Consider the following 21,552-nt stretch of genomic DNA (forward strand, 5'->3'; position numbering starts at 1 on the left):
ACATTGTAATAACATATCATTTTATATCATGGTAATAAACACAAAAACAATGAAATCTTTTTTTTCTTCCAGTCTGGATCCCAAAGTGTTTTGGAGTATCATACTACTTTTATCTTTAGGCTCAATTTTATTAATCTATCAATACAGTCGGCATATCGATTGTGAAAATGCCAAATTCATTGTGTATGCACAGGAGTTTACAACCCATAAAGTAGTAGAATTCTATGATAGCACACCGGGAGCGGAAAGCTGGGAATGGAATTTTGGGGATAGCACCCAAGTGGACAAAAGGCAGCGAACGCTGCATTCATACAAAAAACCTGGGGATTATATTGTAACCCTGACTCTTAATAAAAACTGTATTCACCAAAAGCTAATAACAATACACAGCACTGATGAGCATAGCGAAAATCTGCCTTTGATTATCGCACCGAATGTTGTTACAGCAGGGAAAACAGTTACTTTTAACGGAGTAAAAAAGGATGCTGTTTCCTGGGAATGGAATTTTGGAGAATCCAATCAAATAGATGCCGTGGACCAGGCACCCTCCTATCAGTTTAATTCAGAGGGCCCTAAGAAGATTACCCTTGTCGTTAATGGTGATGTGCAGCATTCTGCTACCAAAACAATTTATGTTGCGCCTATGGCTAAACAGGAAAAACCTAAAATTGATATCAGCTCTTATGAATTTGAAAAGCCCCATTCCTCCTTTTCATTACCGATTGGAAATCCAGAGAAAGATCCATTGGTAGATGCACTAAAATATATTCCTGTCTCTCCGAAATCAGCAGCTAAAAAGGATACGTTAACCACTCATAAAAATGCACCTGAAATATCTAATGAACAGTTCCGCATATTGTTGCAACAAGTAGCTGCAGAATCAAAAACCAAAGAGGATTTCAATCCTTATATATGTGGAAAATATGATATTCCAGTTGTCGTTAACAGCAAAAAATTAGTTTCATTCGAACAGTTTTGCCAGCTTATTAGCGGGAAAAAAATAAAAATTATAATGTTGAGAATGGAGAAAAATCAGCAAAACTGTATAGAGCATATTACGGTTCAGTATAAAGTAAAAAAGTTCATGATATGGATAAAAGAGTAAAATATTTTGAGATTAATTTTTTACTAAAGCCCTGATTATTTTAAATGAAAATAGGCGATTTAAAATTAAAAGATCAGAGAAAGTACAGTTCTCTGATCTTTTATTTTTTAGTAAAGTATAATAAAGAGTTGGAGGTGAAAAAACCGCCGGTATACTGGAATTCCTTTAGTATCCGTCATCTTTATGAATATTCATTCTCTGTTTAAATTCAGGATTTAAGCACCCTTCTAATTCCTCCCAGAAAATCGGAATCACAAAATCTACAGAGGAAGATGAGAGAATTTCATAAGGATTATAATGAAAGTATAAACCTTTAGTATCAAAATAAAAATTATCCGTATTTGGAATTTCACGTAACCCGTTCATCTTAAATATCCTTTCATCAAACTCATTAATTCTTATATTACCTGTTATATTAAAAAAGATTTTGTACATATTCTTTTTCAAGAGTACCAAAAGTTGGTCCCTGGATAGACAAGTTATATCAGTGAGGGTCATTTCTTTATTATTTTTAAGATCAAACATTTTATCCTTGTACGAACATTGTTTAATTTTATCCCCTTCATTATGGGTATCAACATATTGAATATGCATATACTGATGAAGCAAAAATTTCACCTGCATTTCATTCTTGTATACCCACAAACCACCAAAACCTTTTGTTTTATAAAGCTTATTTAACTGATCATATTGCTTTAACATATCTTTTTCTACAGAAATTTTCAACTCTGTTTTCGAAGAATGAGCAGAATCTTTATATCTGAAATAAATGTTGTTCAGCAAATTTGTATTTTGTATAAAGGGAAAGTAAAGTTGCTTTGAAGAATAAACCAGGGACAAAGAATCAGTAATCTTCATTGTATCTGTAATATTTACAGAATCAATATCATAAAATTCTTTCTCTATCAGAGGATGAGATTCAGCCTTTTTACATGATGTAACCAAAAAAAAAGCAATACTTGAAATAACAATTAAATTTTTCATTATGTGTATCTGTGTTAAAATTCGGTGTGTTATAAAGATCTCATATCGATCCAGTCTCTGGGTTTAAGCCATTCTTCCATTTGCGCTTCAGGGCTTCCGGGAACCGGATGAAAATCATATTTCCATTTTGCGGTAGGAGGCAGACTTATAAGAATTGATTCCGTGCGGCCATTGGTCTGAATCCCAAATAATGTCCCCCTATCATGGATAAGGTTAAATTCTACGTAGCGCCCACGCCGGTAAGCCTGCCAGTCTCTATGAGCCTGTGTATAGGGAATATCCTTATTCTTTATAACTAAAGGGATGTAAGCCCTGAGAAAAGCATTTCCGTTCGATTGAGAAAAAGCAAGAAGATCTTCAATTTTTTTTTCCTTATCTGGACGCAGATAATCATAAAAGATTCCTCCAATACCTCTTGGCTCATTATTACGGTGCTTATTGGCAAAATATTCATCGCATTTCTTTTTAAATAAAGGATAAAGTTCTATGCCGAAAGGGTCACAAGCTGCCTTAAATGTGCGATGAAAATGACTTCCATCAGATTCTTTAAGGTAAAAGGGTGTTAAATCGGCACCTCCTCCAAACCAACATTCTTTTAACTCTCCCATCTTATCATAAAGTTCAAAATACCGGAAATTGGCATGTACTGTAGGAACAAACGGATTAACCGGATGGATGACAAGAGAAATACCGCAAGCTGTAAAATGACCGTCGGAAACTTTATTATCTAACAATATCTCAGGGAGCTTACCATGAACAATTGAAGTGCTTACCCCTCCTTTCTCAAACACATTACCATCTTCGATAACGTGTGTACGACCACCTCCCCCCTCAGGATGTTGCCATACATCCTGCCTGAAAAATGCTTTTCCATCTATCGTTTCCAATACATCACATATTTGGGTCTGGAGTGAGTGTATAAAGTGTATGAATTCATTTTTAATTTTCATCTTCAAAAAAATTAGTAACGGGGCTATAACCAACCTATGATAAACATTCCCATTTAGAAAAAACAAGCTCAATAATGCGGTATTATTATAGTATTGGGTTCCGTAAATTATCGTTAACACTATCAATGAATAGATGTTACTTTTCTTTTTTAAACAATTTAAAAGCTGCTATCAATAAAAACATCAGAATAATAACTTCTGTAATGATAAAACCATAATGGATTTTTATTGTATACTTTAAAACAACACTACATCCCAGAAGAAACAAAAGCAGAATGCCTATTTCATTGATCTTCTGCAATTTTATACTGGACATATTAAAATCATAACCACATAATGCTTTTAAATAGCGGATTTTTTCAAAAACCCAATAATGATAAGTGCTCAGCATTGAGAGAAAAATAAGTTTTAAATCAAACCACTGCATCTTCACAAGTTGTTTATTCAAAAAAAACAAAATTACCCCCGTCGTAAGCATAATCAATCCACCGGGAACAACAATCATATTCCATATTCTTTCAATCCTAAAAAGGTATTGCCTTCTTAAAATCTTCTTTTTTAATCTTGAAAATTGATTGGTATGTTTGTAAGAAAGGAAAAGTTGACCTACATAAAATATCCCTAAAAAATAACATACTATAGAAAAAATGTGCAGCAATTTGATTGTAATACTAAACATAACAAATATTTGGCGATTAAAAAGATTAAGCTATATTTTTATAATATATCCAATCATCAATTGAAAACTCCTGTTGTAAACATATTTTGTATTAACAACATTTTGTAATCCTATTTCATACTGTCCCTTGATATAAAGCCCTGCAGGAGACTGATAGCCCAAACCAAAGCTAAGTCCGTAATCAAAACGATTAACCTGATTAACCTGATTCCCAAACACAATATCTTTTGTGCTTTTTTCCACTTCTTTGCCTGTATCAGTTACCGTCTTAAAGGTATGTCCAGCAGCGGCCAAAGCCGCATACATACCTGTTGATACAAACAGTCCACCGACTTTCTCACTATTAAAATAATAAATGACATTAGCCGGTAATTCAAAATAACTGATTACCCGCCTGGTATTAATGGTCGAGCTTTCTGTTAATATGGTCTTTTGGGCTCCTTTAGGTAAATAAAATAATCCTGACTGAAACCACAAGTTCTTATTAAGTTGTATACGGGCCGAAATACCTGCAGTAAATCCTGATGCATTTGAAATACCCACCGTCTCATTAGTATGGACATTAGAGAGTCCAAAACCCGCCTCTATAGCTAAATTTATCTTTTGAGCAGTCAGCGTTACTGAAAGCATCAAAAGTGAAATAACAGATTGTTTTTTCATCTAAGAATAATTTAAACTGATTTATTTCTTGATATCAATGTACATAATACCTTGATCCACATAAGCATCAAGTTGAGTATTGGCTCCTTTCCCATCAATCCCGTCAGGATCTACTGCGCCATATATATATCCGCTATTGATGTCTATGATTGTAGTCAGATAAGATCCAGATCCCTGGTAGGTAATCTCACCATTGTATGATGACTGACTGAAATTGAGATCATCACTTGAATTCCCATCATTGAAATCCAACTGCTTGAGTTTACAACCATCATAAGTAAAGCCATTTGCTGTGTATTCCAATGTAATACTTTGTCCGGCTGCCAATAAGATTTTCTTATTGGAACAATCTGTAAATTTCATAACAACATTCCCCAAAGTCGCATAATTAATATTCCTTATTTTTAAACTGGTAGGTGTATATTTATCAAATGCATGTACTTTTCCATCCGTATTGATGTTTGAATTCCATCGTTTTAAATAGATATAAGAAGAATAGTCATCTTTCTTAAAGGATTCCACAATTGCCTTACCGCTACCGCCATCGATACCATCTCTATTGGTAAAATGATAATACACTGTATTCTCCGGATGAACATAGTCTTTAATAAGTATCAATGATCCATTGGAATCTGTAGGATCAGATTCCTGCATAAAATATTTAATATCATTGGATCCCGACCAGCTAAATCTCATATAATTGTTAATATCATTCCCGTTATTAAGTCCCAATTGCTGTACTATATGGCCGTTATAAGTATATTTATCATTTTGAGCATCATAATACAGCACAATCTTTTCCGCAGGATTTAGAGTCACAATATCAGGATCACTTCCTTCTATCCGTATTTTAACTCTAACAACATTATAATCAATATTTTGCAAAATAAGCTTTCGGCTGTAATAATAATGAACAAGCATAATATCTTTTGGGGTTAAACCTGAGACAGGACGTTCTACAACACTCCCGTCTTTTTTGGTAAAAAAAGGAAGAGATTTGCTTATTAAAAGATCTCTTAAAGCAATGTTGTTTCTTGGATAAGAACCATACATCATCGCGGATTGCATATCAAACATAAAAGGATCACCAAGGTTTGTCCGCTCAATTTGTAAATTGCTAATTAAAGTAGGATATGAAGAGCTATAATTATTTTTTATAAAGTTGAAGGTTTCCGGCTTCATGATAATGTGATCAATTCTACTAGGTTTTTGATGTTCGTGGATTAAGCCCGCGACATGACCGATTTCATGAATAATACTTTGAAGGTCACAGGTTGAACTAATATCAACAGTACTTTTCCCCCCTTTTACAGGATACCCTACAGTAGCCCTGCAACCTGAATCAACTTTTTTAAAATAAACCTTTTCATTAGCCGGAACCTGGATAAAAATGACATTAGTTTTATCATTCCAATGCTGTATTGCCTGATTTATTGTTACCAATTCTGAATTCGTAAAACCGGGACCTATTTTGAAACTGATAGGTCCAGCAGGCCAGAGCGTAACATTAATATCACTAATCTGATCCCAATCCCCAACAACATATTTGTTTGATGTGCCTAAGCTGGACAATTCCTTAACTTCATTTTTATAAAGGATAATATCTTCATCAACAATATAATCACCATCATTATTCTTCCATGCATTAAGCTTCCTGCCCCTGTAATCAACATCAACAACTCCAACTTTGCTCTCATATTGCTGACCCTCATCCAGGCCCTGAAACTCATCTTCTTTACAAGAAAGCATAATAATACCTACAACTACTAATATTAAGTGTTTCATATATTTATTCTAAAATGGTTTATAAGATAGATCTTCATTATTCATTAATTTTACAAATAGTAGCAACATTGAGTTAATCCATACAATCCCCAATCTTACAGATAAGAAGTGTATAAAATCTGTTCAATACCTGCTGGCTTGATTATTAAGTTTTTATGAAGAAGGTTAAAGCAGAAAATCGCATAATATGGTTAGCAGGGATTTACAGTTCTCTATTACTGATAAAAACCTAGAAACTCCACATTATACCAATCGGTAATTTGCAACTGCTTTCTATAACATATAAGTCTAAAAACATTGGGGCCAAAGTTTTAGGCCCGTGCTACACAACACTACTTTTAATGGTTTACCAAAAAATTAGCATGTAAAAAATGTCCAGTACAAAATTAGAAACAAAATTTCCACTACAGGTATAAAACACTGTAGCATTAGCTGTAAATTCATGTAGTTATTTTATGACATTTTAAGGAAATACAACAAATGAATATGCCAGAAAAATTCCAATAGAATGATAAATGTTGAATGTAGAAAGCAAATCAATACTTATAAACATCTATTTTTAAAATGAATATCATCAATATAAGTAAAACCTTGTTAAAAATATCAGAATAGAATTTTATATTTTGACAGCAGATGATAAAAAGGAATCCAGATGTTTCTTATAAACTGTAATCTGAATTCCTTATCAAATGAATTATGAAAATAAAGTTTTTAAGACTTAAAAAATACAGGGTTTTAAATTTAAAACCCTGTGAGGGAACTTCATCATCTCTCTCATCACTTTGCTAAAAATGAATTAAAAATCTGTATTGCAAACATAAGAACAAAATCATAATTACATCGGTTAAAATGTGTAGCATTATCACGAACGATGTATAGTTTTTTAGTTACACAAACGACATTATATCAATTTTTAGCAATCAAAATCAGGAAGAAAAAAGATAAATATCCCAAAGGTTATGGCACCTAAATTTACACGAATAAAATTATTACTTATTCCTGTGAAAAATGTTTTTGCATAAATCTTTTTGAAATAGAGAGCCCCCCCATTACCCCTAATATTATCACAAAAGATATAGCCTGCTAATGCCATTGTTTTACTTCAAATGCAAACAACGGACTGGAGTCAAAATAATGTACGAAGTGGTGAGCGATAAACATTGAACTAATACCACTGATCAGTAAAGTTTTATTATACTTACGTGCAATAATTTCAAATGCAAATAGAAAACCATCCAATGCACTTCCAAACAAGACTGTAACTCCGGCTATAATACCTGCGCAGATCAGCTCTGTTTTACATGCCCGTGCAGCATGTAAATATTTATAGGCTTGATTTTCAACTGTTGCAGTGGCTACCACTGCCGACACTTCCACATCGGTTGAACCACCAAAAAGTACCGTTAAAACAGCTGCTTAAAGATCAAGAAATTCTTCAATCCAAAACTAAAATGATTACTGAACTTCAACAAAAGAATATTGAGTTAATCAAAGAAGTTTCACTATTAAAAAACAAGCTGTACACTATTCTGTCTAACATCTCTGCGTATATAAAGGAGATTTATTTCAATTCAGTGAAGGATACCATTATAAAAGCCATACAGTTTGAAAAATTTAAACAGCCTAAGTTATTTGATACAACCAAGGAAAAATAGTAGCAATAGTTGACAGTATTTGTAAAAAAGTTTCTGAAGAAAATAATATTCCCTTTTCATCACACCAGCTTAGAAATCTTTTCATTATTGTTGAATTCTTAAAGCTTTAATGGAAATGATCTCAAAAACGGATTTAATATACGAATACTATGCTATTGAACAATGGATTACAAGTGCAATATTCGTTTTTATAGGAATCTGTGATCCATACTTCTCGCCAATTTTCTAAAAAAAATTATAAAAAGTACTGAGGTAAAATGTATTGATGTATCAAACGGAACAACTACAATCCAGTCTCTATTTCTTTTCTTAGACAATTATCACACATTTTATTAGTTTCTAATTTTAGAAGCGTTGTATGGAAATAAATGAGTTCAAAAATGGACTTTAGTATCAAAAAAAAGCAAGCAAATAATAAAATAACTGTACAGTAGTTCATTTTATGGGAATCCGGATTTATTATTTCTGCCCTTGTAATCCATTTAAAAAAGAAACATAAGTCACAATAGAATTGTTTTTTCTCTTCCTTTTTTAAATGGATAAATATTCATTTTACATCTAGTAATAAAACTACATTGATTTAGTGATAATATTACCATTGTATCATAACATGATACCTAACAACTTGTTATATTTGTCTTAACTATAAGATACCTAGAGTATATATATGTTAATACTGATGAAGAAATCAACCTGTTTGCTTTTATTTTTTAAGCTGTAAACGAATAAAAAGTAAAAAAGTTAAGACAGCGAGGAAAGAAAGGTATTACAAACCTAATTATACGGATCATGTTAAACTTTTTTTTGATCTAATACTATCAAAAAAAATAATTTTAAAATATTTATCAGATGAGAAAAATGTATTTATTACCAATGGCTTTCATTGGTGCTTTGTCCTATGGACAAGTAGGGATCAATAGCTTGACTCCCAAATCGACACTGGATGTTGCCAGTAAAACATCGGACGGAAGTACTTCAGAAGGGATTTTAATTCCCCGTATTACAGGAAATGCTCTTCATGATGCGGAAACAGCTGCTGTATACGGCAATGATCAAGATGCTATGCTTGTTTTTGTAACTGCTGCGCCTGATCCTAATAACCGTACCGGCCAGGTTGAAGGAATGGATGTTCGAGGTTTTTATTACTTTGATGCAGGTAGTAACCGCTGGGTAAAAATGGTATCCAGTGGTACGAGTACTGCTGCGGTAACCCAGATGCTGTGTTCAGCTTCCATTGATATTGGAGTTCTGGAAGCAGGGAAGCCTGCGGCAGGTATCAATACCTCGATTCCTTATAACGGCGGTAACGGTGGTATTTACTCTGCCGTAAGTGTGCCTTCTACCGGAGTTACCGGTCTTACAGCTACACTCCCTTCCGGTACATTGAATAATGGCAGTGGTACATTCACCTTCAATATTACCGGTACTCCTTCTGCAGCCGGTACTGCTGTGTTTACCATCAGTATAGCCGGGGAGACCTGCGGTTTCACTCGTACTGTGGCAGCGGGAGGATCTTTTCCTGATGTAGTTCCTGTAATCATTAACGGCCAAACCCGCCAGATGATGACCCATAACTTAGGAGCGGATACTTCTCAGGATCCTAATATCCCTAACCAAGCGATTATGGGAAGTTATTATCAGTGGGGTAAGAAGAATCCTGTGGCGACTGCATATACTGGCTCTGGTGCCATCTCCGGTTGGAGCACATCCGCAGCTGCTAATAAAGCCTGGAATTCCGGGACTGAGGCTGTTCCTGTAAAGACCGCCAATGATCCCTGTCCTGCGGGCTTCCGTGTTCCGACAAGAAATGAATGGGTATCATTTGTCACTAACAGTCCTAACCCTACGAATATAGGAACGTTTGTTGGCTCTCCCGGTAGTGCTACAAACTTCACTGTGGGTAAAAAGTTTGTCAATAACGGAAGCACCCTGGTCTTTCCTGTTGCAGGCAACCGCAACAGTACTACGGGAGCCCTGACCCGCCGTGCCTACAACGGCCTCTATTGGAGCAGTACAGAGAATAGTACAAACGCCTATTACCTCCTCTTAATTAGCAGTTCGGTAAATTCCGCCAGCCTCAATCGTACGGACGGATTTTCAGTGCGATGTGTTTCAGAATAGATTCTATTCATTTAATTCATTAGTCTATTAAGCGGAATTTATTTGTCTATTTAAAATTTTATTAAAGACGATACTCATACATCTGTGCGGCAAAGAATTTGCCGCACTTTTTAGTAGCTTTTCTAAAACAAACAAGATATATATTGCAATTATTCTCAATGGCTATCAGTTTAAATTATGAAAGTAAACCACACCGTTTTTATAAAAAATCCTATTATTTGGATTAAGCAATGTAACAAATGAAGGTCGAAAATGAACTTTAGAGGATGTTTCCGCTGACTTATAATATGTTTTAAGGATTTAATTAAAACTTTTGCAGGATTGGGGTGGTCAATTTGACCGTCTTTTTCAGTTTGATCTATTAAACAAAACATTGCTATGGAAAAGCACTAATATAAATTGTTTTTGGACAGTAAATCAATGATAAAAGGAAAAATTAATTATTGGAGTATTGCTAATCCTTACTTTGGACTAAGGATATATTGTATTGAATAATTGACAAATATTTTTATAAACAAACTGTCAATCATGTTGTAGCTATTACAAATATTTTTTTAATCCAAATTTAGTAATGGATCTTTATGTTTTAAAAGCGTAAGCTCTAAATTAATTAAATTACATTTTAAATTTCCTAAATTATTTCAGCATTCAATCCAGTTTTCATAGAAAACTTGAAGCATACAATGGTCTTTCAATTTCCTTTAAAATCTTTTCATTCACCGATCCTTGAAAATAAAAACCATTTCCTGCAACACAGGAAATGGCGAAACATAAAATAATATAGTTGAAAGTGATTGACTTGAAATTTTATAGATGATGACTAAGGTTTTGCTGGACTTTTCGTAAAAACTGATAAGCTTCTACAGAAGTTTTGGTTTCCAACGAAAAAGAAAGAACATTTTCTTTAAGATTTCTGTAATAAATGCTTTCTTTCCAATTTATAAAATGACGTTTATTCATCTTTTTTCTTAAAACGATCTGGACACAGTCTTTTTTCATCTCTATTAGTCCGAAAGCTGAAAGGCTATTTATAATCTCCGAAAGCAAGGCATTTCGGAAATTAATACTGACAACATGCTTTCTGAGGTATTTCATATGCCTTACTTCAGGAATATACTCACCTGTCTGCCATAAACAGTATGCACTTTGTTCATATGCAATCCATGAAGATCCATGCTTATAAAACACTATAGTCTTTCCGTCTTCTTTTAATATAATGTTTTTAATAGTCATAACTTTATCATTGTAAATTTTAAACAATAAAACCATTACGAAATTAAATCCAATGTTCAGCAGTTCTTTGCTTCTCAGATTAATTTTACACGAAGGTTATTAGTCGTTCTTCTGACGATCTAAATTTACATTTATTAAAAATTTATGCAAAAAAATACAATATAGTTTTATCACTATATGCATGCAAAATTATAACTACAAAGCGATAAAACTATAAAATAAACCATTTATAAATATAAAGCGGTATGTAGATTTACATCTATACAAAATGAAATGTAATACTATACAAAATGAAATACAAAACTACATCGCAAGATAATTCTATGACCTAAATTTGTGTAAATAAAGACAAGATGAAAAATATCTACTACACATTCTCAATCTTAAAGGGGGCATTATACCGCTACCATCAGTATTATTTATAGAATATTAATCAAATCCTTCTGGTTATTAATAAACTACTCTTTATTAGTTAATAATTTTAACAAATAATTAACTAATAAAGAAAATCTTCACTTAACAGAGAATTACTATATCCGTAACAAAATACACTCAATATTATATTTTAATATAATATTAATAAAATTAAATATAAAATATTTAATTTTTTAAAATATTCTTAAATTCGAAATCAAAAAATAGCATTTAACACAAAGTTATTTTTTTTAACCTTTATTTAAATTTAGCTTATAAAACATAAAACAACATCAAATATATTAAGAATGAAAAATAGATTTATATTTATTCTATTACTGACTTTCCTTACCCTGTATGCCCAATCTGATCTTGTATGGCAGAATTACACTACTGATAATGGTCTTCCACAGAACAGCGTCAAGGATATCATTAGAGATAAATATGGTTTTATTTGGATTGCGACAGAAAATGGGATTACACGCTTTGACGGAAGCCAGTTCGTCACAATAGACAATCAAAATAATAAAAAAAGATACAGAAATTTTTGGGGAAATATAGAAAAGGATTCTATTTTCAATGTCGACGAAACAGGAAGAACAACTCTATTTATAAAAAAGCGAAAGCTGCTGGAAAAAACAATATCTACAAAATACTTTAAAACAAGGGTAAGCTATAATGGGCATAAATATGCGCTTTATAACAAAAACAGTTCAATAACCCCTAGAATGGATAAAGACCGTGTATATATCAATACAGGTAAATATATATATTTTTTTGAAAAAAGTGGTATCACTTATTATAATCCTTTAACCAATATCGGTAAGAAAATAAAAATTCCTTTTAACGTAAGATTCCTCAAGGATATTTTCATTTGTGAGGATAGTATCTTTATATCCTTTCCCGATTATAAAAAGATGATCAAAATCAATAAAGAGCAGGTTTCAATTGTGGACAGTAATTCCTTGTATACAGAACCACAAAGCATCATCTACTGGAGCCAGGGCAATGAGAAAGTATATATTATCCATAAGGACTTTCTCTACAAGAGTATATACGGCAATGATAAACTCAGCGTGGAAAAAATAGCGTACATACCCAACTTTAATAAAAAATTGAATCTCCTGTACATTAATTCAATAGTGTATGATAAGCAAACCCAACACCTTTTTTTAGGAAGTTTGACAAAAGGATTATATGTAGTTACACTCCCTCAATTCAGCACTCCTACTCAGGAATCTTCATTTGCAGGTAATGTTTTTTATGCAACACTTCCTTTTGACAGCCATAGCATCATAACACCCCAGGGAAATATTTATGACAGCATATCTCAGATTATTAAACCTCAAAAAAACGGCAATGCAGATATATTCAACGATTATAATAAGTATTCGCTGGCAATCAATAAAGCAGAAGATATATTTTTTATCAAAAACAATGCACTTTATAAACGTCTTAAGGCCTACCAGTATGATAAATATACAAAAGTTCCTATAGATGAAGAGATCGATGCCGTGTATAGCAAGGATAAGCAGCTATACGTCGTATATATAAAGAACGACAAGTATTATCTTTCAGAATATAATGATGATCTGCAAAAAACAGACCCTCTGTTTTATTTTAATTATCCTGTTAATGATGTAAAAAAATATAATGATCAACAACTGCTCATAGCAGGATTGAATGGTCTTTACATGGGCGATACATCAAAAAAAGAAATTAAAAAATTATTAAATTATCCTATTAAGAAAATTATACAGACATCTGACCATAATATCTGGATTGTTACAAAAAATCACGGTTTTTTTCTTTTCAGAAAAAATAAGTTTATCAGAATGCCTTTAGATGAGAAGTCTTATTTGCTAGACCCTCATACTATTCTAGAGGATCATCAGCAGAATTTATGGATTTCTACTAACAACGGGCTTTTTAAAGTCAAAATGCAAAATCTTTTGCAATTTTCCAGTCAAATGGATAAGCCTGTTGGTTATTACCGATATACGATGGAAGACGGGTTGCCTACTAATGAATTAAATGGCGGTGGAAATCCAAATGCAAATATTCTCAGCAACGGACAAATGGTATTTCCATCTCTGGATGGTCTGGTATTTTTTAGACCTGATAAAGTAAAATCTTTCCACCTAAAGTCCACTGATTTTTATATTGACAGAGCCCAGCTGGACGGCCATAAAATGACTATTGAAAATAATACGGTCAATATTCCCAATAATAATTTTAATGCTCTCGAAATTTTCGTGGACTTTCCTTATTTCAATAACTTGAATAATGTAGATCTACACGTGTCATTGGATGGCAGTGCATGGATAGATTTAGGCCTGCAGAGAAAACATACCCTCGAAAATTTAACACCTGGAAACCATCAGGTTAAATTTCGATATTTAGACGAGAATAATAATTATATTTATAAAACAGTCGATGTAAAAGTTGGTTTCTTTTTTTATCAAAGCCAGTATTTTAAAATATCAGTCGCTGTTGTTACAATACTTCTTGCCTATTTACTAATCAAATCCAATGAAAGACAACTTAGATCAAAAAATGAACTTTTAGCGAAAGCCAATACAGAAATAAATGCCCAAAAAGAGGAAATCAACAGCAGTAACATCATCCGGGAAAAACTCATTGAGGCAATATCTCACGATATAGCTACCCCAATAAAACATCTCTCGCATCTCTCTAAAAAACTTAATGAAACAGATAGTTTGGAAATCCAGAAAAAATATTTCCACAGCATACATAAATCTTCAGAATTGCTGTATCGATTCACCCTTGAACTCGGTAACTATGCATTCCTTTTTACAGGTACAGTAGAAGAAACCCTCCCTTATCCATTAAATGAACTCATTATGGAAAAGAAAGTCTTTTTTGAAAATATTGCACAGGATAATGATACCGAACTTATATTCCACCCTAAAGAGGAATTGTATATACAAACCAATAAGTCAGTGCTTGCAGCAATTATTCATAATATTATTGACAATGCTGTAAAAAATACCACTGAAGGCCATATAATAATAGATATAGCTCATGATAACTCCTTTGTTTATATTAAAATTACTGATGAGGGAAACGGAATGTCACCCGAACAGATCTATTACTACAACAACCTTCATTCAATTTTGATTGAGGATGTACAGTTGCAGAAAAAAGGGTCCGGCTACGGTCTTAAGTTTGTCCTTCTACTGATCGACAAAATTAAATCGCAAATAACGTTTAACAATAATGTTCCCAAAGGGACAAAAGTAGAAATTAAAATACCTAAATTAAAATGTTGACAATTATGAAAAAAAACATCATGATAGCAGACGACCATTACGTTGTAAGAATGGGGACTGCTATAATCATCGAAGGCGCTCATCCCGATTTTAGTATTGATCACGCAGATAGTTTTCATGAAGTTCTTGAAAAATTAAATGAAAAAGAGTATGACATGCTGATTCTTGACCTTGAAATGCCTGGAAGCACTTTTGAGCATATGATCAAGGATATAAGAAAAATGCAGGCTGACATTAATATTCTTATTTTCACCAGTCATAAAGAAAGCCAGGCGATATCCTACCTATCTGCAGGCGCTAATGGATACCTTAATAAATCCTGTGAAGACACTAAAATTATTGAAGCTGTAAACTCCATTTTTACTTCAGGATACTATTATCCGCAAGCATTACTGCACGAAGTTATCAATAATGATTTTAATCCTTCCGGTAAAGTGACAAGACCTTTGGATCTGCTCTCTGAAAGAGAAGCAGAAATCTATCACCGGCTGGTGGATGGAAACGGTATTCTGGAAATATCTAATATTTTGAATATTCATATGTCTACTGTCAGCACTCACAAGCTCAGAATATTTAAAAAGCTCAATGTCCATTCCATCGCAGAGTTGGTACATCTCCACAATAAGTATTATAATTAATACAGAAGCCGGTTATTATTAACCGGCTTTTTTTTCAACTGTTACAGAAATACTTCTATTAATATTTAATTTTAAAATGACAATATATCCGTAATAATACTATAATAAATACTGCAAATAATAAAAAACATCTTTTTAATTTTGCATAATCAACTGATATACCATAATAGAGGCACCCGCTCTTAAACAATTGGTATGCTGAAATTACTTTCAGATAAAGCATAACAATAATCACAATTTTGTCTATAAAGCTCCCAATATAAAAGGAGTTCAAATCAATTGATTCTGATATCCGGGATCTCAATCAATAAACCTTTATATATAACCATAATAAAAAAAATTATACTATCTACAAAGATTTAGCACTATCAATGATGAAAACATTTATTTTATTTATTTTATTATATACCTCCTCTTTTGTATTTTCTCAAAGTAATACAGATCAGGATATGCAATCCGTATTGTGTTATTTGAAGTACAATAAGTCCGATAAAGCAGAACGTATAATAGATCAAAACTTCATTCATTCCTCCGATGACTCCAAAAAAGTGATCGGTTATGTAGGTTTATCCATACATTATGATGCTTTACATCAATCGAAAAAAAGAATGGAATTATTAAAAAAAGCAAATGAAATTGCCGAAAAAACAAATAAGCCAATAGACCTGGCATATGTACAATATGGATATGCAAAATATTACCTGAGTCACAAAGAATTTAATCTATTTTTACAATCCTATAACAGAGGATTTGTAATTCTTAAAGATTTAAAAAATGAAAATTTTTTGATCAGTATGTTTTACAATCTTAAGGCCAGATATTTGATTGATACTAATAGTAATGAAGATAAAAATTTACAGGATATTAAGAAAAATTCCATAAAAGCGGTTGAATATGCTGTCCAATCAGAAATTCCTCTTTTGATTGATATAGAAGGTGATGGTAAATCATTAGAAATTTTTTATTACATCAACCAAAAAAATCAACTCATCAAAGAACTGAAAGCAAAAAATATAAGATATGTAAAACAGAAATCTGTTTTTCTGATAATGTCCTTATCAACAGGATTGGGAATTCTTGTATTAATATTTACCCTACAATACAAGCAAAAAATAAATAGATACCAAACCAATCTGCTTACTACAGAAAAAAATTATCTCAAAACACAATATCAGATATTGACCCTGCAACGCGAAAGATTACAAAAACAGGCTATTGCAACATCGCTTCAACTTGATTCCAAAAAAGTAGTACTCAACGAGCTAAAAAATAGTATAGAGAACAATGGTACCAATCTGAAAAAAATATTAAAAGAAGATCAATTGGCAGACCATGATTTCAATGAACTTCAGCATATGACAAAGGAAGTTCATCCCAATTTTTTTAATCGCATTCAAAAAATTTCTAAAAACAAACTCACCCATTTGGATATGAAATACGCTGCTTATATTTATCTTAATATGAATAATTTTCAGATATCGAATATTTTAAAAGTAGATCCTAAGACAGTAAGAGTAACAAAATACAGATTAAAACAAAAGATCGGTCTCAATAAAGATGATGATTTATTTAATTTCATTCAAAGTCTGGGAGAAATGGCATAATCATAAGGGAATAATTATTTCAACAGTCCAAAATTAAGCTTGATTAAATTAATTTGAAAAAAGCCATAAATAAGTCATCAACCGAAACTATAAATATTGATAAATTAAAACAACTGTCTTAAAAAAATAGGCAGTCGTTTTTATATACGTAAAGGAAGAATCTTTAAATCCTTTGTTAAATTTGATTTGGAAAAAAAACGGTTCTACATCGTTACCTCTTTGTTTCCAAAGCTTTTCTCCACGCATTGTATTGGAAAGTGGAGAGACTTTTTTGCCGAATCTTTGAAAGTTTTGGTTTTCTGATCTCATCAAAATAATTATACTTTAGGTAGGCTTAATTTTCTCTTTTGAAGACAGAAATAGTTCTCTTCTTAGCGATATCTGAAATCGTTACCAGAGGTCTTAATAAGCCACAGGATGGGGTGCATGATATAGAATTAATGATGAACTGATTGGGTATATACTGAACTGAAGTTTGCAGTCCGTTTTTAATAGCTGTTTCTATTTTTAAAAATTTCTGTTGTTCTATTATGTACTGTGATGGAAATCTTCTTCTTTTTTAGCAACTTGCAAGGGGAATTCCAGAGTTCTCAAAACTAGGCCTCCGTACATTCTTCATTTCTATTTAAAGATTTTTCCATACAAATGTGTAACGGTTAGCATTGGCCTCTATTTTGGGTTCATCACTAAAAATAGCCTCAAGGCCCAGGTAAGCTTTGGGATTCCTTTTTATTACTCATAAAAAAAGCTGCCTCACATTTGAGACAGCTTCCTTTTAAAATATTTATCAAAGTAGAAATTAGTAGATAATATCTAAGGCCAGTATCCAGTGGTAGGGTTTCCTCCGCTACCACCCGGTGTTTTAGGAATGTCACTTCCAAATCCGGGATCAATATTCGTTACTGAAACTGAAGTATCATATATTCCATAGAGAACCACAGCCAGATTGGTTCCTGAATTGGCATAGTCCCTTGAATTATAAATAAAACGGTATTTAAATTTTTTATTTCCAAGACCATTGAACCATTCACTACCTGAAGTGTTATTATTTAAAGTAAATGTTACACCTACTCCACTTACTTCAGGAAGAATGACAGGTGAATAGGCTCCTGCATGTGCACCGATTTCTCCGGTTGTAATAGGTTTGTTTGAATTTCCCTGTAAATAACAGTCAAGAGACCCTAAAGCTTCGTTAGAATTGATAGGTCCGTTCCACTTCTTAATCTGTCCCAGATCATCATCACTAGATCTTATAAAGAATGAAGCTGACATTGCAGCACCTGAAGTATTTCTTACCCAGACTTTATAAAAGTCAGTTATACCTCCCTGAAAATTGAAGTTATCCTGTATTTCAAGTCTGATCATTCCATTATTAGCACCTGTTCTAAGTGAAGTCGGCTTTCCATGGATCATCGTTTCCCATACTTTGGGTTTTACATCTATCGTAAAAGAAGAATTTATCGTTGAACCTCCGGAAACAGTGTTGCTCACATAATAAGTAGATTTCTGATTGTTACTTCCATTACCTCCCATGGATACCTCCTCGGCAGTCATCGGGAATTTGCCAGTTGTAGCAGTAGCTGCCTTCAAAACAATAGTTTGGCTTCCCGCTGCTACTGTGATTTCACCGCTGTCAAAGAAGATACCGTTCTTATCTGTTGAGACCAATCTTAATTTACCTGGCTGGCTGACATTGATAGGAACACTTACCTTATTGGAGGTCGTAAGGTTGGTGGCTACTGTATAAGTTCCGGAAGCTGTTGCTCCTGAACTGGTAAAAATTGCCGGATTGTCAGCGGCAGCAGGGTGAGAAATTTCAATACTGCACAATGCTCCGCTAGAGTTAGTCATTGATAAACTTGTATTGGCAGTTGTAGGCGTTCCACTATACGCAATGTCAATAGAAGTTGTTGAAGATGTTGCACCGGAAATACCCGCAAATGTATAAGAAACCCCATTGATTGTTTGATTAATTGCAGGAATATCTTTTGTACCTGTAACTACTACAGGCACTTTAACAACTCCTGTACCCGATACCCCTTGAATCATAGCCGGAGTAACAGTTGCCATCGTACAATTAAAATTATAGGCATCAACAACCCCTGAGGAATTTTTAGTATAGGTACATACTGATATTCCATTGCTTTTGATAGTAAAATTACTGGTTGATGAAGAAGCAGATCCTGTAGCATTAGCAATGGTTACATTCTGTACCCCCGTAGAGGTAAATGTACCCCCTGCTGAATAGGCAATTCCATTATCGGAGGTAATACTTATAGCATAAGGCCCTATATGGGTCACATTGACACTCAACGTTATAGTATTTCCTGAAACAGAATTACCTACCGTATACGAATTGGTATCTGCGGCAGGAAACTGACCGCAATCAATTGTAAAATCAGCAAATGATGAGGGATCACATGAGCTTTGGCACAATGATACCCATTTGTTCTGTGCAATATTCCAATAGTTATAGCAGCCTGTATCGGTATTATAAATCAATAACCCATCACGGCTAGCATCAATAGTTCCAGGTGAAATAGCATCTCTCTGGACCTGAGTCATCCTTGGCAGTAACACCCCTTTTGCAGTGGAAACAACATCAAGCATGGATTTGGTATTAGGGCTTGTAGTACCAATTCCCACTTGCGCGAAACCAATATGACTTAGCAGTAATAGGATAAAATAAAATATTTTTTTCATTATTTTTTCTTTTTAGAATTTTTACTTTGTTGAACAAGTTTGCCATGTGGCACCGGAATAGGAGAATCTTCCATACCGCACATATGTTTCCATACACTCGACAGAGCATGATAGTAATTAAAACACTTTTCATCAGTGTTATAAATTAAGAGACCGTCATCTTGCGCAGAAACAACAATGGCATCTCTTTCCAAAGTGGTCAGCCTTGGAAATAATACACCGGCATCTTCAGACCCGACATCCAGAATTGCTTTTGAATCCGGTTGGAATGCAACATCCTTACTGATTCCCACACTTCCATTTTGCTGGGAGTATGCTAATCCGGAAACAAAGCAAATAATAGCAAGCAAATTTTTTTTCATTTGTAATGTATTATTGATTAATAAAATTTATAATTGAACATTTCTTGTGACTAAGAAATGAATCGATATGAATAATTGTATACTTGATGTAAATCAGTGGGCAAAGATTGGATTAAAAAACAGATCTGTATAAATTTTGACATTACAATTAGTATACAAGCACTATAATCTCTATATACAATATATATACATCATTATAAAATATTAATTTTCAGTAACTTACAACGCTCGTTTGTTTTTTTTTAAATAGATAATTTATCATCTAATTTCAGGATACAACTAATAAAAAAATCCGGCCTCAAAAGACCGGACTGACAAAAAAAGACAATCCACCAAAATTAGTGCTATATGAATGAAAAAAGATTGGCTATGAATATTAACAGTAAAATGAATAAAGAATCTCTGAAATTACTGTTATAAATATCTGCTCGAATTATAGTATAGTCTGTAATCATATATTTAATAATCATTCTCCACTTTCTTAAAAATGATGCATCTCCTATACTAAAGCTGTGATACATTCTTCGGATATGCAATTTAATTTCATCCGAGATAGAATCCTCCCTGTCAGCCCATTCATGAAGTTCCTTCCATAAGACAACTTTTTTAGAAGCAGGGTTTTCTTTATCCGGAATAATAATACTAATTCTATCAGGTTCATAAATACCTCTCATGGCTATGGGTTTATTGATAATACCTGGATATAGATTCAGATAAAAGGAAATTCGCAATAGAAAATCCGTATCTGCGTAATACGGTATCGGTTTAAAAAACTCTTTCATTTTTTTAATGAAAGGGAGTTTCCGCAAGGTAAGTGTATTAATATGCAATTTTCCAAACAGACTTCCTAAAGTTAACTGGCCTGCAAAAACAGCTTCAGGATGACATTTTTCACAAACAGTCGTTAGACGGTTTCTATAGAGGTGATAATATTTATCTTTTGCTTTTTTTGAATGGTAGTGAACTCCCAAAGCTCCATATACTCCATCTACTTTGTCCTTTTTAAACATTTCTCTTTCGGCATCAAATCTGTTGGGAAGGTAATGGTCATAAGCATTCAGAAATGCTATATAATCACCTCGGGATTTTTCAATTCCAAGATTTCTGCTTGCAGCAGCTCCATGATTATGCAGATCTGAATGCTGAAAAAGTTTGACTCTCTCATACTTGTGTTCAAGATCTTTACAAACAGTTAATGAGTGATCATAAGACCCATCTTCAATAAGGATAACTTCATAAACTTCTCCAAATTGTAAGGCAGATTCAACAGCATTTGTAATAAGTACTTCTGCATTACAGACAGGGATAATAACGGAAATTTTCATTAAATAAATTTTTAACCTTTATAAAATCAGTTTTTTCAGCA

At 33.1% G+C, this 21,552-nt stretch carries 15 protein-coding genes and 1 pseudogene; 5 read left to right on the top strand and 11 right to left on the bottom strand.

The window, feature by feature from the left end:
- The first annotated feature begins 49 nt into the window (after positions 1 to 49).
- Positions 50 to 1,105, top strand: a complete 1,056-nt coding sequence (locus tag ACLMCG_RS22325; protein ID WP_413961329.1) for a PKD domain-containing protein — start codon at positions 50 to 52, stop codon at positions 1,103 to 1,105.
- 165 nt (positions 1,106 to 1,270) lie between these two features.
- Here ACLMCG_RS22325 and ACLMCG_RS22330 read toward each other — a convergent pair whose 3' ends face one another.
- From ACLMCG_RS22330 to ACLMCG_RS22360, 7 genes and pseudogenes are all read right to left on the bottom strand, one after another.
- Positions 1,271 to 2,089 (bottom strand): RsiV family protein, encoded by an 819-nt coding sequence (locus tag ACLMCG_RS22330; RefSeq protein WP_413961330.1) that lies wholly within the window; start codon positions 2,087 to 2,089, stop codon positions 1,271 to 1,273.
- 29 nt (positions 2,090 to 2,118) lie between these two features.
- Positions 2,119 to 3,033 carry an oxygen-dependent coproporphyrinogen oxidase gene (gene hemF / locus ACLMCG_RS22335; RefSeq protein WP_413961359.1) on the bottom strand — a complete coding sequence of 305 codons (915 nt, stop codon included), beginning with the start codon at positions 3,031 to 3,033 and terminating at the stop codon, positions 2,119 to 2,121.
- 142 nt (positions 3,034 to 3,175) lie between these two features.
- Positions 3,176 to 3,718, bottom strand: a complete 543-nt coding sequence (locus tag ACLMCG_RS22340) for a CopD family protein (RefSeq protein WP_413961331.1) — start codon at positions 3,716 to 3,718, stop codon at positions 3,176 to 3,178.
- Positions 3,719 to 3,748: 30 nt separating this feature from the next.
- Positions 3,749 to 4,378: a porin family protein gene (locus tag ACLMCG_RS22345; RefSeq protein WP_413961332.1), complete on the bottom strand. Its 630-nt coding sequence runs from the start codon at positions 4,376 to 4,378 to the stop codon at positions 3,749 to 3,751.
- 21 nt (positions 4,379 to 4,399) lie between these two features.
- Positions 4,400 to 6,163 (bottom strand): M12 family metallopeptidase, encoded by a 1,764-nt coding sequence (locus ACLMCG_RS22350; RefSeq protein ID WP_413961333.1) that lies wholly within the window; start codon positions 6,161 to 6,163, stop codon positions 4,400 to 4,402.
- Between the two features lie 913 nt (positions 6,164 to 7,076).
- Positions 7,077 to 7,256 (bottom strand): hypothetical protein, encoded by a 180-nt coding sequence (locus tag ACLMCG_RS22355; RefSeq protein WP_413961334.1) that lies wholly within the window; start codon positions 7,254 to 7,256, stop codon positions 7,077 to 7,079.
- Positions 7,247 to 7,564: pseudogene (locus tag ACLMCG_RS22360) on the bottom strand (chloride channel protein); the annotation flags it as partial. The gene ACLMCG_RS22355 and the pseudogene ACLMCG_RS22360, both read right to left, overlap by 10 nt.
- Positions 7,565 to 8,667: 1,103 nt before the next feature.
- Here ACLMCG_RS22360 and ACLMCG_RS22365 point away from each other — a divergent pair.
- Positions 8,668 to 9,939 (top strand): FISUMP domain-containing protein, encoded by a 1,272-nt coding sequence (locus ACLMCG_RS22365; protein ID WP_413961335.1) that lies wholly within the window; start codon positions 8,668 to 8,670, stop codon positions 9,937 to 9,939.
- Between the two features lie 807 nt (positions 9,940 to 10,746).
- On the opposite strand, the gene ACLMCG_RS22370 is transcribed toward ACLMCG_RS22365, so the two are convergent.
- Entirely contained in the window at positions 10,747 to 11,172 is a 426-nt protein-coding gene (locus ACLMCG_RS22370; RefSeq protein ID WP_413961336.1) for a hypothetical protein, read from the bottom strand.
- Positions 11,173 to 11,894: 722 nt separating this feature from the next.
- Between ACLMCG_RS22370 and ACLMCG_RS22375 the strand changes: the two genes are divergently transcribed.
- From ACLMCG_RS22375 to ACLMCG_RS22385, 3 genes are all read left to right on the top strand, one after another.
- A complete protein-coding gene (locus ACLMCG_RS22375) occupies positions 11,895 to 14,879 on the top strand; it encodes a two-component regulator propeller domain-containing protein (protein WP_413961337.1) in 2,985 nt (994 codons plus the stop codon).
- Positions 14,880 to 14,884: 5 nt separating this feature from the next.
- A complete protein-coding gene (locus ACLMCG_RS22380; RefSeq protein ID WP_413961338.1) occupies positions 14,885 to 15,517 on the top strand; it encodes a response regulator in 633 nt (210 codons plus the stop codon).
- A 371-nt stretch (positions 15,518 to 15,888) separates the two neighbouring features.
- Positions 15,889 to 17,121: a helix-turn-helix transcriptional regulator gene (locus tag ACLMCG_RS22385; protein ID WP_413961339.1), complete on the top strand. Its 1,233-nt coding sequence runs from the start codon at positions 15,889 to 15,891 to the stop codon at positions 17,119 to 17,121.
- An 813-nt stretch (positions 17,122 to 17,934) separates the two neighbouring features.
- Here ACLMCG_RS22385 and ACLMCG_RS22390 read toward each other — a convergent pair.
- From ACLMCG_RS22390 to ACLMCG_RS22400, 3 genes are all read right to left on the bottom strand, one after another.
- Entirely contained in the window at positions 17,935 to 19,824 is a 1,890-nt protein-coding gene (locus tag ACLMCG_RS22390) for a hypothetical protein (protein ID WP_413961340.1), read from the bottom strand.
- Complete coding sequence (locus ACLMCG_RS22395) at positions 19,824 to 20,186, bottom strand: hypothetical protein (RefSeq protein ID WP_413961341.1); 363 nt, start codon at positions 20,184 to 20,186, stop codon at positions 19,824 to 19,826. The genes ACLMCG_RS22390 and ACLMCG_RS22395 overlap by 1 nt, the downstream gene beginning before the upstream one ends.
- A gap of 344 nt (positions 20,187 to 20,530) precedes the next feature.
- Positions 20,531 to 21,511 (bottom strand): glycosyltransferase family 2 protein, encoded by a 981-nt coding sequence (locus tag ACLMCG_RS22400; protein WP_413961342.1) that lies wholly within the window; start codon positions 21,509 to 21,511, stop codon positions 20,531 to 20,533.
- Positions 21,512 to 21,552: the final 41 nt, after the last annotated feature.

This window comes from Chryseobacterium sp. S90 (assembly GCF_047444895.1).
GTDB lineage: Bacteria > Bacteroidota > Bacteroidia > Flavobacteriales > Weeksellaceae > Chryseobacterium.

Excerpts from the sequence above, each read along its gene's own strand:
- ACLMCG_RS22390 (WP_413961340.1), bottom strand. The coding sequence starts at position 19,824 with ATGAAAAAAATATTTTATTTTATCCTATTACTGCTAAGTCATATTGGT.
- ACLMCG_RS22355 (WP_413961334.1), bottom strand. The coding sequence starts at position 7,256 with ATGGCATTAGCAGGCTATATCTTTTGTGATAATATTAGGGGTAATGGG.
- ACLMCG_RS22370 (WP_413961336.1), bottom strand. The coding sequence starts at position 11,172 with ATGACTATTAAAAACATTATATTAAAAGAAGACGGAAAGACTATAGTG.
- ACLMCG_RS22350 (WP_413961333.1), bottom strand. The coding sequence starts at position 6,163 with ATGAAACACTTAATATTAGTAGTTGTAGGTATTATTATGCTTTCTTGT.
- ACLMCG_RS22380 (WP_413961338.1), top strand. The coding sequence starts at position 14,885 with ATGAAAAAAAACATCATGATAGCAGACGACCATTACGTTGTAAGAATG.
- ACLMCG_RS22325 (WP_413961329.1), top strand. The coding sequence starts at position 50 with ATGAAATCTTTTTTTTCTTCCAGTCTGGATCCCAAAGTGTTTTGGAGT.
- ACLMCG_RS22395 (WP_413961341.1), bottom strand. The coding sequence starts at position 20,186 with ATGAAAAAAAATTTGCTTGCTATTATTTGCTTTGTTTCCGGATTAGCA.
- ACLMCG_RS22375 (WP_413961337.1), top strand. The coding sequence starts at position 11,895 with ATGAAAAATAGATTTATATTTATTCTATTACTGACTTTCCTTACCCTG.
- ACLMCG_RS22385 (WP_413961339.1), top strand. The coding sequence starts at position 15,889 with ATGATGAAAACATTTATTTTATTTATTTTATTATATACCTCCTCTTTT.
- ACLMCG_RS22365 (WP_413961335.1), top strand. The coding sequence starts at position 8,668 with ATGAGAAAAATGTATTTATTACCAATGGCTTTCATTGGTGCTTTGTCC.
- ACLMCG_RS22400 (WP_413961342.1), bottom strand. The coding sequence starts at position 21,511 with ATGAAAATTTCCGTTATTATCCCTGTCTGTAATGCAGAAGTACTTATT.
- ACLMCG_RS22340 (WP_413961331.1), bottom strand. The coding sequence starts at position 3,718 with ATGTTTAGTATTACAATCAAATTGCTGCACATTTTTTCTATAGTATGT.
- ACLMCG_RS22345 (WP_413961332.1), bottom strand. The coding sequence starts at position 4,378 with ATGAAAAAACAATCTGTTATTTCACTTTTGATGCTTTCAGTAACGCTG.
- ACLMCG_RS22330 (WP_413961330.1), bottom strand. The coding sequence starts at position 2,089 with ATGAAAAATTTAATTGTTATTTCAAGTATTGCTTTTTTTTTGGTTACA.